Source organism: Halobacillus sp. A5, from assembly GCF_024189315.1.
In the GTDB taxonomy this organism is placed as follows: Bacteria; Bacillota; Bacilli; order Bacillales; family Halobacillaceae; genus Halobacillus_A.
The window spans coordinates 860,718-875,563 of sequence record NZ_JAIZEO010000001.1; the positions used below are offsets into that span (position 1 = coordinate 860,718).

15 protein-coding genes are annotated in these 14,846 nt (G+C 41.2%); 1 reads left to right on the plus strand and 14 read right to left on the minus strand.

Features of this window, described 5'->3' with window-relative positions:
• Positions 1-9 precede the first annotated feature (9 nt).
• The 10 genes from LF822_RS04500 to LF822_RS04545 form a co-directional block, all read right to left on the minus strand.
• Positions 10-1,368: a UDP-N-acetylmuramoyl-tripeptide--D-alanyl-D-alanine ligase gene (locus tag LF822_RS04500; RefSeq protein ID WP_253922752.1), complete on the minus strand. Its 1,359-nt coding sequence runs from the start codon at positions 1,366-1,368 to the stop codon at positions 10-12.
• Positions 1,368-2,843: a UDP-N-acetylmuramoyl-L-alanyl-D-glutamate--2,6-diaminopimelate ligase gene (locus LF822_RS04505; RefSeq protein WP_253922753.1), complete on the minus strand. Its 1,476-nt coding sequence runs from the start codon at positions 2,841-2,843 to the stop codon at positions 1,368-1,370. The genes LF822_RS04500 and LF822_RS04505 overlap by 1 nt, the downstream gene beginning before the upstream one ends.
• An 84-nt stretch (positions 2,844-2,927) precedes the next feature.
• Positions 2,928-4,853, minus strand: a complete 1,926-nt coding sequence (locus LF822_RS04510; protein WP_253922754.1) for a stage V sporulation protein D — start codon at positions 4,851-4,853, stop codon at positions 2,928-2,930.
• Between the two features lie 83 nt (positions 4,854-4,936).
• Positions 4,937-7,069 carry a penicillin-binding protein gene (locus LF822_RS04515; RefSeq protein ID WP_253922755.1) on the minus strand — a complete coding sequence of 711 codons (2,133 nt, stop codon included), beginning with the start codon at positions 7,067-7,069 and terminating at the stop codon, positions 4,937-4,939.
• A gap of 21 nt (positions 7,070-7,090) precedes the next feature.
• The gene (gene ftsL, locus LF822_RS04520) at positions 7,091-7,459 is read right to left on the minus strand and encodes a cell division protein FtsL (RefSeq protein WP_253922756.1); all 369 of its coding nucleotides are present in this window, start codon (positions 7,457-7,459) and stop codon (positions 7,091-7,093) included.
• Positions 7,456-8,433 carry a 16S rRNA (cytosine(1402)-N(4))-methyltransferase RsmH gene (gene rsmH / locus LF822_RS04525; RefSeq protein ID WP_253922757.1) on the minus strand — a complete coding sequence of 326 codons (978 nt, stop codon included), beginning with the start codon at positions 8,431-8,433 and terminating at the stop codon, positions 7,456-7,458. Before rsmH ends, ftsL begins: the two co-directional genes overlap by 4 nt.
• A gap of 22 nt (positions 8,434-8,455) precedes the next feature.
• Positions 8,456-8,887, minus strand: a complete 432-nt coding sequence (gene mraZ, locus LF822_RS04530; RefSeq protein ID WP_253922758.1) for a division/cell wall cluster transcriptional repressor MraZ — start codon at positions 8,885-8,887, stop codon at positions 8,456-8,458.
• A gap of 158 nt (positions 8,888-9,045) precedes the next feature.
• A complete protein-coding gene (gene bshC / locus LF822_RS04535; RefSeq protein ID WP_253922759.1) occupies positions 9,046-10,671 on the minus strand; it encodes a bacillithiol biosynthesis cysteine-adding enzyme BshC in 1,626 nt (541 codons plus the stop codon).
• Positions 10,672-10,759: 88 nt separating this feature from the next.
• Positions 10,760-11,140 carry a DUF3397 domain-containing protein gene (locus LF822_RS04540; protein ID WP_253922760.1) on the minus strand — a complete coding sequence of 127 codons (381 nt, stop codon included), beginning with the start codon at positions 11,138-11,140 and terminating at the stop codon, positions 10,760-10,762.
• Positions 11,137-12,003: a 2-dehydropantoate 2-reductase gene (locus tag LF822_RS04545; RefSeq protein ID WP_253922761.1), complete on the minus strand. Its 867-nt coding sequence runs from the start codon at positions 12,001-12,003 to the stop codon at positions 11,137-11,139. The genes LF822_RS04540 and LF822_RS04545 overlap by 4 nt, the downstream gene beginning before the upstream one ends.
• A 152-nt stretch (positions 12,004-12,155) precedes the next feature.
• Here LF822_RS04545 and LF822_RS04550 point away from each other — a divergent pair, with 152 nt between their 5' ends.
• The gene (locus tag LF822_RS04550) at positions 12,156-12,635 is read left to right on the plus strand and encodes an N-acetyltransferase (RefSeq protein WP_371925825.1); all 480 of its coding nucleotides are present in this window, start codon (positions 12,156-12,158) and stop codon (positions 12,633-12,635) included.
• A 50-nt stretch (positions 12,636-12,685) separates the two neighbouring features.
• Here LF822_RS04550 and LF822_RS04555 read toward each other — a convergent pair whose 3' ends face one another.
• The 4 genes from LF822_RS04555 to LF822_RS04570 all read right to left on the minus strand — a co-directional run bounded on the left by LF822_RS04555 (position 12,686) and on the right by LF822_RS04570 (position 14,833).
• The gene (locus tag LF822_RS04555; RefSeq protein ID WP_253922762.1) at positions 12,686-13,156 is read right to left on the minus strand and encodes an RsfA family transcriptional regulator; all 471 of its coding nucleotides are present in this window, start codon (positions 13,154-13,156) and stop codon (positions 12,686-12,688) included.
• A gap of 61 nt (positions 13,157-13,217) precedes the next feature.
• On the minus strand, positions 13,218-13,985 hold the full coding sequence (locus LF822_RS04560) for an enoyl-CoA hydratase/isomerase family protein (protein ID WP_253922763.1): 768 nt from the start codon (positions 13,983-13,985) through the stop codon (positions 13,218-13,220).
• A 106-nt stretch (positions 13,986-14,091) separates the two neighbouring features.
• Complete coding sequence (gene rpmF / locus LF822_RS04565) at positions 14,092-14,265, minus strand: 50S ribosomal protein L32 (protein WP_253922764.1); 174 nt, start codon at positions 14,263-14,265, stop codon at positions 14,092-14,094.
• Positions 14,266-14,308: 43 nt separating this feature from the next.
• A complete protein-coding gene (locus LF822_RS04570) occupies positions 14,309-14,833 on the minus strand; it encodes a YceD family protein (protein ID WP_253922765.1) in 525 nt (174 codons plus the stop codon).
• Positions 14,834-14,846 lie beyond the last annotated feature (13 nt).

Below are 14,846 nucleotides of genomic sequence, written 5' to 3' on the forward strand. Positions count from 1 at the left end.
GCTGCCGTCTCACTCGTTTAATAGATCGTTTAATAGCGCTTCTAACTTCATACCTCTTGAAGCTTTAATTAAAACGACCGTATCAGCACTTAATTGCTGAGATACGTGTTGACCCAGCGAACTTTTTTCTTTAAAATGCTTTAATTCAATTTCTGTATTATTCTCTTTAATACCTTCAAGAATTTGACCGGCATGACTTCCAATCGTATAAACTGCATCAATTTCGCTGGTAATAACAGATGAGACTTCCTTGTGCAGCTGATCTGCATGAGAGCCGAGCTCAAACATATCTCCTAAGATCAATATTTTATTCTTCTTCGAAGTCAACTGAATAATCATTTCTATCGTTGCTTTCATAGAAGTTGGAGAGGCATTGTAAGCGTCATTTATTATTAACGAGCCTTCCTTGCCAACGTGCTTCTCATAACGCATCCCAGACATCTGAAGCTGCTGAAAACCTGCTTGGATTTCAGCAGAAGTAAGACCCATTTTCGCAGCTAACGCTATAATATAAGAAGCGTTCTTCACATTGTGTTTACCTGACACCGGCAGTTCGTATCTCTGGCTGCCAATAGTAAATAAGCTGCGGTTTTCTTCGAGGACAACGTCAGTAATGACCACATCGTTCCTGGATGAAGAGAATCCGCACGCAAGAGCTCCTGGTGTCTTATAATAATCGCTAAGCAAAGGCTCATCGCCATCATAAATAAAGGAGCAGCCGCCCCAGCCTTCAAGAATTTCGAGCTTAGCCTTAGCAATCCCCTCTCGAGTACCTAAATATTCAATATGAGACTCGCCTATGTTGGTAATCACAACATGTCGCGGCTCTGCTAATTTTGATAATAATGAAATTTCACCAGCGCCGCTCATCCCCATCTCCAATACAGCTACTTCTGTATCCAAAGGCATGGAGAGAATCGTTAAAGGCATCCCCACATGGTTGTTAAAATTCCCTGCAGTTTTATGTGTTCGATACTTCACTTGCAGAACCGAAGCTGTTAAATCTTTCGTTGTTGTCTTCCCATTTGAGCCGGTAATTCCAATCACAGTTGGATTGACCTTACGCAAATAAAACGAGGACGTCTCCTGTAAAGCCTGGAGAGTATCCTCGACGAAGAATACAGGAAATTCAGTTGGAATTTCCCTGGGTAAATCGTGGTCCTTCTGCCAAAGGGCTGCCACAGCTCCCTTTTTAATAGCTTCCATTAGAAAGCCGTGGGCGTCATGGTTCTCACCCAGCAGGGGGATGAAGAGGCTTTGTTTTTTTTCAACACGTGTGTCTGTCATTACGCTTTTTATTGGAATGGCGTCATGGGCTGCTCCTCTTCCTTTAGAAAAGATTGCGGATAATTCATTTACCGTAAACATTACATTTGATTCCCCTTAACTTTCAGTAATATATCTCTCGCTACTTCCCGATCATCAAAGTCATGGCGGACACCGTTTACTTCCTGGTATGTTTCATGACCTTTCCCTGCGATTAATACCATATCTCCATCAGCTGAATGAGAAATCGCAAGCTCGATAGCTTTTTTTCTATTTTCTTCAACAATATAGTCTTCACTTAAATGTGCAGTCATGTCGTTTAAGATGACCTGCGGATCTTCTGTACGAGGATTGTCAGAAGTAAAGACAGCCTGATCCGCGTATGCCATTGCTACATCAGCCATTAATGGGCGCTTTGTACGATCACGGTCTCCCCCACAGCCAACAACGACACGAATCTTACCTTTACAGAACTCTTTCATTGTTTTTAGTACGTTTTCAAGGGAATCCGGGGTATGTGCATAATCAACAACGACTCCGAACGGCTGTCCTTCTAGAACAGGCTCAAAGCGGCCCCGTACTCCTTTAGTCTGACGAAAGGCTTGTTTTATCGTTGGCAGGCTTACGCCTGAAACAAGTGCCGCACCAGCCGACGCCAGCATATTATATACGCTGAACATACCCATAAGAGGACTTTCGATAGATACATCTCCCATAGGGGTGGTTAATACAAAGGAACTTCCTTTTTCGTGCAGAGCTATTTGTTTAGCCATAATATCCGCATTCGAGTCGATACCGTACGTAACCGCCGGCTGAGCTGTTGAACGGATAAGTTTATGAGCGAAGGGTGAATCCTGATTAATAACAGCGAATTTTTCCCGCTCCATATTATAACCGTTACCAAGCTGGGCAAACAATAGGGACTTAGCACGAAGATAATCGTCCATATTTTCGTGATAATCTAAGTGATCCTGCGTTAAGTTTGTAAATACAGCCACATCAAAGTCACACCCATAGACACGGCCCTGGTCCAGCGCATGGGAAGAAACTTCCATAATCGCCGTATCCACTCCGTAATTAAGCATTTGATTAAAGCTTTGCTGCAAAGATAACGCATCAGGTGTTGTATTTTTAACTGGATATGAGTTTCCCGCTATATTCATTTGAATCGTACCGATCGTAGCGGTTGTATGTTTATTTAAGGTGAAGATTTCATCAAGTAAATACGTGATAGTTGTCTTCCCGTTGGTACCAGTAACACCTATGGTATGAACTTGATTCGTTGGATAATTATAAAATGTTGAAGAAATCATAGCCAACGCTTTTGTAGTATCATTGACGGTCACTACTGGAAAATCTATATTTAATTCTCTTTGAGCAATAATTAGTACAGCACCTTGATCAATAGCGGCGTGCACAAAATCATGTCCGTCAGATTCATTGCCAATAATACATACAAAAACATCACCTAAGCCAACAGATCGAGAATCCATGGATACTCCGCTGACTTCAAGTTCATCAATTGATTGATTTGCTTTATAATAAGGGATTGATTCAAGTAATTTAGTAATTTTCATTCATACCATCCTAACTGTCCACATTCTTTTCCATTATAGCAAAAAATCGCAAACCTGTATGGTATTCTCCTGAATTTAGAAAACTCAATCATCATTAAAATATAAGCGAATCGTTGAATTTCCAGGAACTTTTACACCAGGTTCAGGAGCTTGTGATACCACTGTATCTCCTTCTCCGCTGGATTCAACATGCAGGGAAGTCAGCACCTCTCTAATTTCCTTACGTTCCATACCGGTCACGTCCGGTACTTCTACCAGCGGCTCCTCCGGCCATGCATATTCTTTGTCTAATCCATCTTTACGTTCTTTTACGCCTAATGTCCTAAGGCTGTCCTCCATAATTGCACCTACTATCGGAGCTGCAACAACACCACCAAATTGAACGGTATCTTTAGGGTTATCGATGGCAAGGTAAACTACTAATTCAGGATCATCTGCAGGAGCGAAGCCGATAAAAGAAACAATATGATTATTACTCATGTATTTCCCATCTTCGCCTACTTTCTGCGCTGTTCCTGTTTTCCCCCCCACTCGATATCCTTCTACATAAGCACTTCGACCTGTTCCTTTGGCAACTACACTTTCTAATGATTCACGTACTTCTTTTGAAGTTTCTTCAGATATAACCTGCTTGATCATGTTCGGTTTCTTTTCTTCCAGCACTTTTCCGCTGACCGGGTCCAGCCATGCCTCCTGCACATACGGCTCATAATAGTACCCTCCATTTACTGCCGCGGCTACAGCCATAACCTGTTGAATGGGAGTCACGGAAACACCCTGCCCAAAAGCAGTGGTTGCCTGTTCTACTGGTCCAACCTGTTCTGGTTTAAATAATATTCCACTGCCTTCCCCTTCAAGATCAATGCCGGTTTTATTACCAAACCCAAACTGTTCGATGTATTCAAACAATTTCTCCTTCCCTAATCGTTCACCCAGCTGAACGAAACCAGGGTTGCAGGAATTCTGAACAACCTCCAGATACGTCTGATCACCATGGCCGCCACTCTTCCAGCAATGAAGAGTCGCCCCCCCTACTTTAACCGAACCAGAATCGTGAAAATGTTCTTCCTCCAGATCAACTAATCCTTCTTCAAGAGCTGCAGCCAGGGTGATAATCTTAAATGTTGAACCTGGTTCGTAGGTACTCCATACAGGTAAATTCCGATTATAAACGGAAGCTTCAACATCCTGATAATTGCCAGGATGGAAATTTGGCCTTGAAGCCATTGCTTTAACTTGACCGGTCTTTGGATCAACGGCAATAGCTACAGCACCATCCGGATTATACTTTGCTTCAGCCATATCCAGTTCTCTTTCCACAATAGACTGTACGTTATAATCGATCGTCAGCTTTAAATTCTTACCATCTACCGGGGGAGTGTATGTATCTGCAATATCCGGCATCCGCTTCCCTTTTGCATCCGAGAAAAAAGACAACGCCCCCTGCTCCCCTTTTAATTCTTCATCGTAATAAGACTCTAAACCCAGCAGGCCCTGATTATCAATTCCGCTAAAGCCTAATACGTGGGATAAGAAAGCACCATTTGGATAATATCTTTCTGAATCCTCCGCTATATATACCCCGGCTATATCCAGCATTTGAATGGCATCTGCCTGTTCCTCAGAGATTTTGCGGCCTTCAGGATGTAATCGTTCAATTGAAACTTGTTTCGTTACATGTGAATAAGCCTTGTCCACACTCATCTGAAGAATATGAGCAAGCTGTTCAGCTGTTTTTTCAGGATCAGTAACCTGCCTTGGTACGACCATAACAGTTGGAGCTGATTGATTACCAACTAAAACTTCACCATTTGTGTCCATAATCTTTCCTCGTTCCGGTTCAAAGGTAATATCCCTGCCCCAGGACTGTTCCGCCCGCTCAACTAAAAAATCACTCAGTACGAACTGCACATATCCTAATCGCCCTACAATTACTGTAAAAATAACTAAAGCCACAAAAAAGACAGCGACTAATCGCTTTCTTACGATCACTTGTGATACTCTTCTCATATCCATAACTCCTTTAAAATCGATAGAGTAAGCTTGTATCACTATATGCGATCTGAAAACGAATAGAACACTGTCTTAAGTGGTTACTCAGGCGTGGATAGCTCAACCACTAAGTAACCTTCTTCTTTAATTTCCGAGCCTTCCTTAATACTTTGCTGGTCAACATAGCCGTCACCCATAGCCTCAATCTGGAGATCGAAATGCTCAGCTAGCTTCTGAACGTCACGTAACGACCATCCTGTAATATCAGGCATTTTAGGTTCATCAGTAACAAGGAGAACCCTCTGGTCACTCAGCTGATTTGTCCCACCTTCAGGTAATGCAGCCGTTACTTCATCTCCATCTCCTATTACTGTAACTTTATTGAAATTTTCCTTTAATTCTTCTTCAGCTTCAGAAGTTTTTTCTCCTTCATAATCTTTCATTTCAATTTCTTCAACTTCTTGATCGTCATTTTGATCAGGGTTGATATCAAGGTAATGCAGACTATTTTCCATTACGGATTTAAGAATATAGGAAACAGGCTCCGATCCAGTTTCGGTATCATCTAATTTAGGCTGTTTCACAGCCACATACATAAGAAGCTCTGGATCTTCCACCGGCGCCATACCAAGAAACGAGAATATGTGGTTTTCTTTACCGGTCAGGTAGCCTCCGCCTTCCTTTGGAATCTGAGCTGTACCTGTTTTACCGCCTAAAGAGTAATCATTTAATTCAAACGGAGCCCCTGTACCATTTTCACCTGACACCACACGTCCAAGTAAATCTCTCATTTTGCTGGCTGTATCAGCTGAAATAGGCTCATCAATAACTTCAGGTTCCTTCTCGTTTATAATTTCCCCATTCTCACTTGATGTTACTTTTGACAACGTGTAAGGACGCATCATCTTACCATCGTTGGCAATTGCTGTAGCTGCGGTCATTAACTGAAGGGGCGTTGTCGTAGTTCCTTGTCCAAATGCAGTGGTTACCTGCTCAATCGGATAATCATAAAGGATACTTCCTTCGCCTTCGTTTGGTAAGTCAATCCCTGATTTTTGATCAAGGTGAAAGTCAGATAGATATTTTCTATACTTTTCTGGTCCTACCATCTCATACCCCAGCTTGGCTGCTGCCACATTAGAAGACCGCTCGAAACCTTCATCATACGAAATATCTCCCCAGCCCTCACGATTATGATCGCGAATCGTAGTGCCCGACACTTCATAAGAACCAGATTCAAACGTGTCATCTCCGTTATATACACCGTCTTCAATAGCAGAAGCCCATGTAAACATCTTCATTGTGGATCCTGGTTCAAAGGAGTCCGCAATAATGTCGTTATACCAATTATCAACTTCTCCCAGGTCATTAGGGTTGTAACTGGGGCGATTTCCTAAAGCGACGACTTCTCCGGTTTTAGGATCCATTACAGCCGCCATAATCTTCTCTGGTTCATATTGTTCATCAACTGTCGCCATGGCGTCTTCTAAAAAGGTTTGGATTTTTTGATCAATCGATAAGTGTACATCCTCCCCGTCATCCGGTTCTTGTAATACCTCGTTAGGATTCAGAAGCTTAGTACCATATTTATCACGCTCGTAAGAAATTTCTCCTTTTTCTTCACGTAAATAATCTTCCATTTGCTGTTCGACTCCGGAAACCCCGGTAATATGGCCATCCTCGTTACGGGCAAATCCAATGATGTGGGAAGCAAACGTTCCATTAGGATAATAACGTTTAGACTCCTCTTCGAAATCAACCCCGGGCAGCTCTTGATCTTCAATCTCTTCTTTTTGTTCTTGTGAAAGGTTACGCCCATCGCTCCCAAATTCTACTTGGAACCTTCCCTCTTCCTGTGCCTCTGTAATTCTCTCTTCGATATTACTTTCTTCCATATTCAATAAAGGAGCCAGCACAGACGCCGTTTCTTCCGGGTTCGTCACGTGTTCAGGCTCCTCTTCTGATCTGGAATATTCAGGATCGACCACCGCATATATCTTATATGTAGGGCGGTCGTAAGCTAAAAGCATACCATTCTTATCATAAATATTGCCTCGGTCGGCGTCCAGCGAATACGAACTCGTCCGCGCCTCCTCGGCCCATTCATTTAAATTTACACCTTCGATTTCTGCGGTGGACTGAATGTATAAGAATCGACCTGTAATAACTAAGAATATCGTTGAGAAAAGTAATATCAGAATCGCGGCACCTTTATGGGTATTCGAGCTTTTCATAAAGAGTTCACCTAGTTTCTATTAGTTTCCAACGACACCCGCTTGCTTAACTTCAGCATTCTGCATTTCAAGACCATTATCTTTAGCAATTTGCAAGATGCGGTCTGGATTACTCAGTTCTTTTGCTTCATAAGCAATGTTCTCATTGTCAGATTTCTGCTGAGAAATTTCCTGCTCTATATTTTGAATGTCACGATTAAGTGTATCAGTTGTAGAAGTGAATTGCACCATAAAAACGGAAGCAATTACTACCAGCCCTGTCGCCATAGAATATAAAACTTTCTCGCCTGTACTAATCCACTGTTTCTTTTGAACTTTAACTTTAACCTGCTTCTGCTCCTGCTGTCTTTCCACAGGCTGCTGCAGCTTCCTCGCTCTTTCTAAGCTCATGTCTGCTTCCACCCTTCTTCAAATATAAATGAGTCTGACCATGGTTTTATCTTTTCCACGACTCTAAGTTTTGCAGATCTGGACCTGCGGTTATCGTCTAATTCGTCGTCATTTGCAACTATTGGTTTTCTAGTAATTAATTTAAACGGGGGCTGCTTTTCTTCTGGTATCATTGGAATATTTTTAGGGAGGGGAGGATTCGTACTCCACTTTTTGAAAGCTTGCTTACATAATCTGTCCTCCAGTGAATGGAATGTAATGACAGCAATTCTTCCATCCACAGCTGCGACTCTCGCCGCCTGATGCAGTGTATCCCAGAAAGCACCAAGTTCATCATTAACAGCAATACGAATAGCTTGAAAGATACGCTTTGCTGGATGACCCCCTTTACGCCTGGCAGGCGCCGGTATTCCTTCTTTTATGAGTTCTACCAGTTGTTCAGTTGTTTCAATCGTTGAGATTTCTCTTGCCGCCTCTATTTTTCTGGCAATTTGTTTAGAAAATTTCTCTTCACCATATTTAAAGAAAATCCTTACAAGATCCTCATAAGGCCATTCATTCACCACATGCCATGCTGATATTTCACTTGATTGATTCATTCTCATATCCAGCGGGGCGTCATTATGATAACTGAAACCACGATCAACCACATCAAGCTGTGGACTAGAAACACCCAAATCATATAAGATGCCATCTACTTCAGAAATCCCCAGTTCGTCCAGCTTCTCTTCAAGCTGTCTAAAATTAGCATGAACAAAGGTTATTTTTTCACTGTAGGTTTTCAATCGTTCTTTCGCAGCGTTTAATGCGTGAATATCTTGATCGAATGCTATTAACCGGCCGCTTTCTAATCTTGATGCAATTTCTTCGGAATGTCCTCCGCCGCCTAGCGTGCAATCAACATATATGCCGTTCGGCTTAATATGTAGCTGCTTAATTGTCTCTGATTTTAAAACGCTGTAATGTTCAAACATAATCTCACTCGTTTCATATTCTTCAAATATCAAAATCTAACATATTTTCTGCAATCTCGGAAAAGGATTCCTCAGATTCTTCAAAGTATTTCTCCCAAAGATCTTTACTCCAGAATTCAATTCGGTTAGATACTCCAATAACTACACATTCTTTATCCAGTTCAGCATGCGTTCTAAGTGGGGGCGGGATATTTACTCTTCCCTGCTTATCGACTTCACACTCTACTGCACCTGATAAGAAAAAACGCGTGAAAGCCCGGGCATCTTTTTTAGTTAATGGAAGCTTTTTTAACTTTTCTTCTAACTGCTTCCATTCGTTCATAGGGTAGGCGAATAAACACTGATCTAAACCCCTCGTAAGCACAAAACCTTCCTGCAGCTCATCTCGGAATTTAGATGGGACTATAATTCGTCCCTTCGTATCGATGCTGTGCTGAAATTCTCCCATGAACATAGAGTTTACCCCACTTTCTAATTTCAGCCTACCACATCGCTCCACTTTTCACCACTCATATTTAAATATTCGTTAAAAACAAAAAAATTCCTGCCGTCGATAGCAGGAATTTATCAATTTTATTTTAATTTTTGAAGTGGGGGATGGTGGGGGGAATATTAAACCTTTACTACATAGTGACCCGATTCAAAAGTTAATTGACGGGCGTTCAGCTCGGCAAACAGCGCCATTCCATAATTATTAAGCCATGGGACAACACTCCACATCCGCTCCTGCAGTCCATTGTTAGGATGCAGCAGTAGATTAAGCTCATCAAATACCGCCAGTTGGTCTCTGTATTTATCCTCTAGATGTTTATTCATCCTTTTTTCAAGAAACTCAACCGACTGGTGAATATATTTCAAATTTTTTTGAGCAAGCTCTCCAAGCTCAGGACTTAATTCAGCAGCCTTTTGTTTCAGCGGCTGGTGAATGGTCTCCATCTCTTTCTTTACTTCTTCCGCCAGATCATTAAGAGGCGGCACCCCTGTTGAGGACAGCCAGGACAGCTTTCTGCCTACCGTTCCCTCCTCAACTGCTTCTTTCATATCTATTTCCAGTCTATCAAGCCGCTGTTCAGACTTTTTATCCAATAGAGTAAACGATAATCTTGGAACAACGGGAGGCATTTCTAAGTTTAAAGCGTCAAATCCAGGTTTTAGTGCAGACCAATAGGTTATTTCTCCAGGCCCGCCGATAAAAGCAAGCACAGGAAGCAGACATTCCTGCATTAACGGACGTGTAACTACGTTATTGCTCAAGAGCCACGGCTGATTCTCTGCGGTCGTCATCAATTGTTGTTTCGTAAGAGTGATTTCTCCTTTTTTGCCGGTGTACCCGCCGGTCTCATTTCTAACTAATAGAACCCGTTCGCCTTGATCATGGTAAAAAAGGTGAGCATCTTCAATAGAAGTATCTAACTCAAGAGGGTAGCCCTGCTGCTTGTTTTTTTGTTCCATAGAGTAGACACCCTCTGCAATCTCTTCGTTATGCTCAATCATCTCCGCGAAGTAACGGGATTCTAATTTACGTATTTCAGGATCGTGGGCATCTAACAGAATCAGTCCTTCAGATGGAAACAACTGATGAATAAGCTTACCGAAAAAATCGCTGTAGCTGCCTGAAGATTGTATCATTTCTTTTAAGCGGTGATATAAAGCCAGGCTGTACTCCGTTTCATTCAAATTATGAAATACAGTTCCCAGCCAATTCTCAATGTCCTTCTGATTAAATTCCAAGTCCGTTATAGATTTCCTCTCATTAACACTGGTCTCAGCTTGAATCTTTTCCATTTTTTTATTCTTGTTTAAAAAAATATGATTAATTTCAGCGAAATCATGATCCTCTCCTGCAATCCAGAACAAGGGAACTACAGGAACACCGAGGTCAGCTTCCTGCTGTCGGGCTAGTTGAAGAATAGAAATGATCTTATGAACGGTATACAGCGGCCCTGTCAACAGACCAGCCTGCTGTCCGCCAACTACTACAGATGCTTGTTCTTTTTTTAATTTATTTATATTGGCGAAAACAGGTTCTGAAGCTCCATAGCGATCATTTAAGGCGGTCAGCACTTCAACAAGCCCGTCTCTATTATAAGTGTGGGAGGATATATAATCTGACCGCTGCTTCCATACATGCCCATCACTTGGATTATATTCGAATTTATCTTCTATTTTTTTGAAATTATTTTTGTAATCAGCAATAAGTGGGTTGTTAACTGGCAGGCTTATTGATTCTATACGCATTTATGAACTTCTCCTTCTACTTCAGAGGTTGGTATGTACCATTATGTATTGTACAGAAATATTAAAAGAAGTTCACCTAATCTGTTTATTACAAAAGCAGGCGGTCAATAAGGCCATACGTTGTCAGGCCTACATACACAAACATAAATAGTAAAAAGGTTAATCTTAGAAACCCTTTAAATGCTCTAATAAATCGAAGCTCTTCAGACAGTTTGTATTGCACAATAAGTGCAAGGCTCAATAGTCCAAGTAACAATACAATAATCCATGGGAAGAATCCGTTTCCAAATAAGACCATCATTAATACATATACAGCTGCTATTAATACGGGCACCATCAGCTGGGCTGTTTGATGTACTGCTTTCTTTTTATTTCTGTACCACTTCCTTGTAAGAAAGTAGAGGACGATTAAGATAAACAAAGGAGCTGTCATAATAAAAGCTGTTATGTATATCAGCACATTACTCATAAAGACTCTCCTTTACTTTTTAACTCTAATGCATGAATGGCATTGACTACAAAGAAGTGGTATAAAGCTCTGCCATCCGACTTTTTTAAAATATATCCGGAAATTGCTTCTACTTCGGTTTTTCGGTGTTCTAACAAGTCTCTTAACATAGAGGACTGATTTTCCCCAGTCCTTTCAGCAACCCGAAGCACTCTCTTCCACTGTTCCTCAAAGGAAAGATCGAGCACCTCACATGCTTCTAAACATAGTTTTTCAGCTAATTCGTAAATGTGTGGATTTAATAAAATCTCCTTATTCTTCACGTTAAATAGTGCAGTAAGCGGATTAATCACAGTATTAATAACGACTTTTTCAGCCAGCATGCTCCAGTAGTTTTCACGGTATAGAAATTTAAAGCCTTCGACAGTAAGCTCCTCAGCTAATTCTTCACCTTTTAAAAAGTTATGAAAATCAGCTAAGTAAATTACACCCTTCCCGGTGTGACTGACTTCATAATTAGAGATTCTGACTGCACCATGCTCTACCACTCCAACACCACACGGATTAGACAGCGGCTCAAGGCTGTCAAGGTGTGACATTCCATTCTGCAGGAATAGAACTGGAAGTGAAGGTGGCAGCTGCTCGAGGACAGCGGGGACGTCATACTGTTTTACAGTAATTATAAGAAGATCCTGATCATTAAAATAAGCTGCATCCGTAAACGCCTCTACCTCAGCATGCAGCTTGTTACAACGTATACCTTTGTTATTCAGCTCTCTTTTCTGCAGTTCATTTCTTACAAACAGAGCTGTTTCATGTTGCTTAGATAGATGAAGGGCTGTTAATAATCCGACCGCTCCCCCTCCGACTATACCTATTTTCATGCTGTCCCTCCCTTTAAGAGTCTTTTTTCTTATTGTAGCAAATTTACGATTCCAAAGGGGAACAAATTTACATAAGCAATTGTTCATTTCATTCTGAATATTTTTATATTATAATAGCGGTAGAGAAAGAGTTTGGAAAGGGGAATTCATTTATGATGACTAAAATAAAAGTTCAACCTCTTCTAGTGAATTATAAAACGTTGGAGGAGTTTAAACGTTTTAAAGAATATGGACATCAGGAACTTGCAATGTTTGAAGACCTTCAAAGTAACATAGTGGAGAATGACAGCGAATCTCCGTTTTTCGGAATTTATTATGGAAACGCTTTAGCAGCCAGAATGAGTCTTTATCGTGTTTCAAAAAAATACGATCATTACTTCGAACCTCCGCATGACTACTTAGAACTGTGGAAGCTTGAAGTGCTGCCTGACTACCGTGGACAGGGTTATGGGAAAGCACTGGTCGATTTTGCCAAAAGCTTTGAACTGCCAATCAAAACAAATCCCCGGGTAAAATCTGATGACTTCTGGGAAAAAATGAACTTCCATAAAGCTAAATACGATATGGAACGTGATTTAGGAGAAAACCCATTAATATGGATGCCGAGCGGGGTAGAAGAAAGAGAATCTTAAATTAAAATAAACATACAAGGCCGCTACAATTGCTGTAGTGGCCTTTTTAATCAGGAAGAGCTTTGGTATCTATTTTTCACCCAATTGGTTAGTTTATCAATTTCCGACCATGCTTCTTCCCACTGTTTAATCTGGTTCTTTAATCTAACATTTTCCTCACTGAGCTGGTATAGCTTCGTTTGGAGCTCTTGCTGATCATGGTGGGAGTGCTGCTTCATCTCTTTTAAAAAAAGTATGGCATCATCAAGCGAGATGGAAGTATTTTTTGACAATGCTGAAGTAGTTAGAGCATGACGGTGCTGTGTTCTTTCCTGTTTGGCCTGCCTTATATCCTTCTGGTAATTCTTTCGAACCGTGGCATTCCACCTGAACCCGCAAGCAGCTGGAGTACGGTTTAATTGTCTAGCCACCTCTTGAAAAGCTTCCAGCTGTGTATGACCCTCTCTAATGTATTGGAGCACTGTATCTGCTAATAATTCGTCTTCTTCCTTTTTCCATGCATCCTGCCTAGGGGCGTCCATTCTATCCCTCCTCTATGGTTTGCTTATAGTTATGCAAACATCGAGATTGATAGACTATACTTCAAGACTTTTTTCTTGTTCTTATAAAATTTTTCACAGCTTTAATATGTTCTTCAGATTCCCAGAGTGATGCACATCTTCTAACCTCCTCATCCATCTCTTTTGATAAATCAGTAAACGGGAGACTGCGTAGTAATTGGGATTTAAAAATCTTTAACTGGGTTTGTGTTTTTTCTAAGAAGGGGGAAAGTAAATAGTCAGGGGTTAAGTGCTCTTTTGCCACTATTTTATGCAGCCATCCAATTTGATAGGCTCTCTCTGAGTCGTACATTTCTGAATCCATCAGCCAGTGAGCAGCTCGATCGGCGCTGATTTTTCTATACAATAATTCACCGCCGCCCCACCCCGGTGTAATTCCTAATTTCCCTTGAATAAATCCATATTTTCCGTCATGTTTTCCATAGCGGAAATCACAGGCAGTAGCAATTTCGCAGCCTCCGCCTCTTGCGTCGCCATTTAAGAAAGCGTATGTAGGAAGTGGAAAGACAGCCAGTTCATAAAGCACCTGCTTCATTGGAATTAATCGAGTGTAAGCCTCTTCTTCTGTCAGGTCTCCATGCAGTTCAAGCAAATCTCCTCCGGCGCAGAATGATTGCTGACCCGCACCTGTGATCACCAGACACTTAAGATTCGGATTTGCTTTAAAGTCTAAGACAGCCTTTAATAAACCTTCACACATTTCGCGTGTAACCGCATTCATTTTGTCGTATCGATTCAGCAGGATTGTTCCTGTTCCCCGAGCATCCAACGTTGTTATAATCTTCTCCAATCCATTCACCTCTCTTCTTCAATCTACAGCTGCGTTCCATGCTGCTGATAGGCCGGAATGTAAAAAAGAGCCTGAATGGTTAATTCAGACTCTTCAATACCTTTCATTACTTAGCAATAACTTGCTTTCCGTTGTACTGTCCACAAGAATTGCAAACATGGTGTGGTTTTGAGTACTCCCCACAGTTTGAACATTCTACCATGCCAGGTACGTGTAGTTTTTTATGAGTACGACGTTGGTTTTTAACCTTTTTGGATGTCTTACGCTTAGGTACTGCCATGTTGTACACCTCCTTTAAATTTGACAAGAGGAAATCTATTCCCTTAATCTTTGTTTTCTTTTTCATTTAATAATGATTGCAGCTTAGCCATGCGAGGGTCTATTTTTTCATCCTCCGGTTCTTCTGTAATCACCTGCCAGCCCTTACCTTCTGTAAGAGCCTGCTCCTGGGTTTCAGGATCATCTGAAAATATACGGGTTGGAACCTCTAATAGAATATTTTCCTTGATATATGGCGTTAAGTCAAGAACTTCTCCACGAACCGGGTGAATTTCGCTTTCACCTTCCTCTTCATAATAAGGAGAAACATTGAACTGTTCGTGTCCTTTGATTTGAAAAGGATAAGGAACATCGACTAACGTTCTGGCACAAGGAAGTGTCATTTCTCCTTCCGCTGTAAAAGCTACAGTAATGTCATCACCGAATTTTACAGCTTCACCTTCAACATGAACAGGGGATATCTTACGAATGTCATTTTTCATATCCTCTAATTCAGTAACGTCGACTTCTTCTTCAAACTTAAACGGATCATCACCGGATTGATTAAGTTTCTGTAGAGGAAATTTCATAATTTTCACCTCA

Bases quoted from the DNA above. Each gene is read 5' to 3' on its own strand.
- LF822_RS04510 (WP_253922754.1), bottom strand. From the start codon at position 4,853: ATGAGAAGAGTATCACAAGTGATCGTAAGAAAGCGATTAGTCGCTGTC.
- LF822_RS04550 (WP_371925825.1), top strand. From the start codon at position 12,156: ATGATGACTAAAATAAAAGTTCAACCTCTTCTAGTGAATTATAAAACG.
- ftsL (WP_253922756.1), bottom strand. From the start codon at position 7,459: ATGAGCTTAGAAAGAGCGAGGAAGCTGCAGCAGCCTGTGGAAAGACAG.
- LF822_RS04545 (WP_253922761.1), bottom strand. From the start codon at position 12,003: ATGAAAATAGGTATAGTCGGAGGGGGAGCGGTCGGATTATTAACAGCC.
- LF822_RS04500 (WP_253922752.1), bottom strand. From the start codon at position 1,368: ATGTTTACGGTAAATGAATTATCCGCAATCTTTTCTAAAGGAAGAGGA.
- LF822_RS04555 (WP_253922762.1), bottom strand. From the start codon at position 13,156: ATGGACGCCCCTAGGCAGGATGCATGGAAAAAGGAAGAAGACGAATTA.
- LF822_RS04505 (WP_253922753.1), bottom strand. From the start codon at position 2,843: ATGAAAATTACTAAATTACTTGAATCAATCCCTTATTATAAAGCAAAT.
- bshC (WP_253922759.1), bottom strand. From the start codon at position 10,671: ATGCGTATAGAATCAATAAGCCTGCCAGTTAACAACCCACTTATTGCT.
- mraZ (WP_253922758.1), bottom strand. From the start codon at position 8,887: ATGTTCATGGGAGAATTTCAGCACAGCATCGATACGAAGGGACGAATT.
- LF822_RS04570 (WP_253922765.1), bottom strand. From the start codon at position 14,833: ATGAAATTTCCTCTACAGAAACTTAATCAATCCGGTGATGATCCGTTT.
- LF822_RS04515 (WP_253922755.1), bottom strand. From the start codon at position 7,069: ATGAAAAGCTCGAATACCCATAAAGGTGCCGCGATTCTGATATTACTT.
- rpmF (WP_253922764.1), bottom strand. From the start codon at position 14,265: ATGGCAGTACCTAAGCGTAAGACATCCAAAAAGGTTAAAAACCAACGT.
- LF822_RS04540 (WP_253922760.1), bottom strand. From the start codon at position 11,140: ATGAGTAATGTGCTGATATACATAACAGCTTTTATTATGACAGCTCCT.
- rsmH (WP_253922757.1), bottom strand. From the start codon at position 8,433: ATGTTTGAACATTACAGCGTTTTAAAATCAGAGACAATTAAGCAGCTA.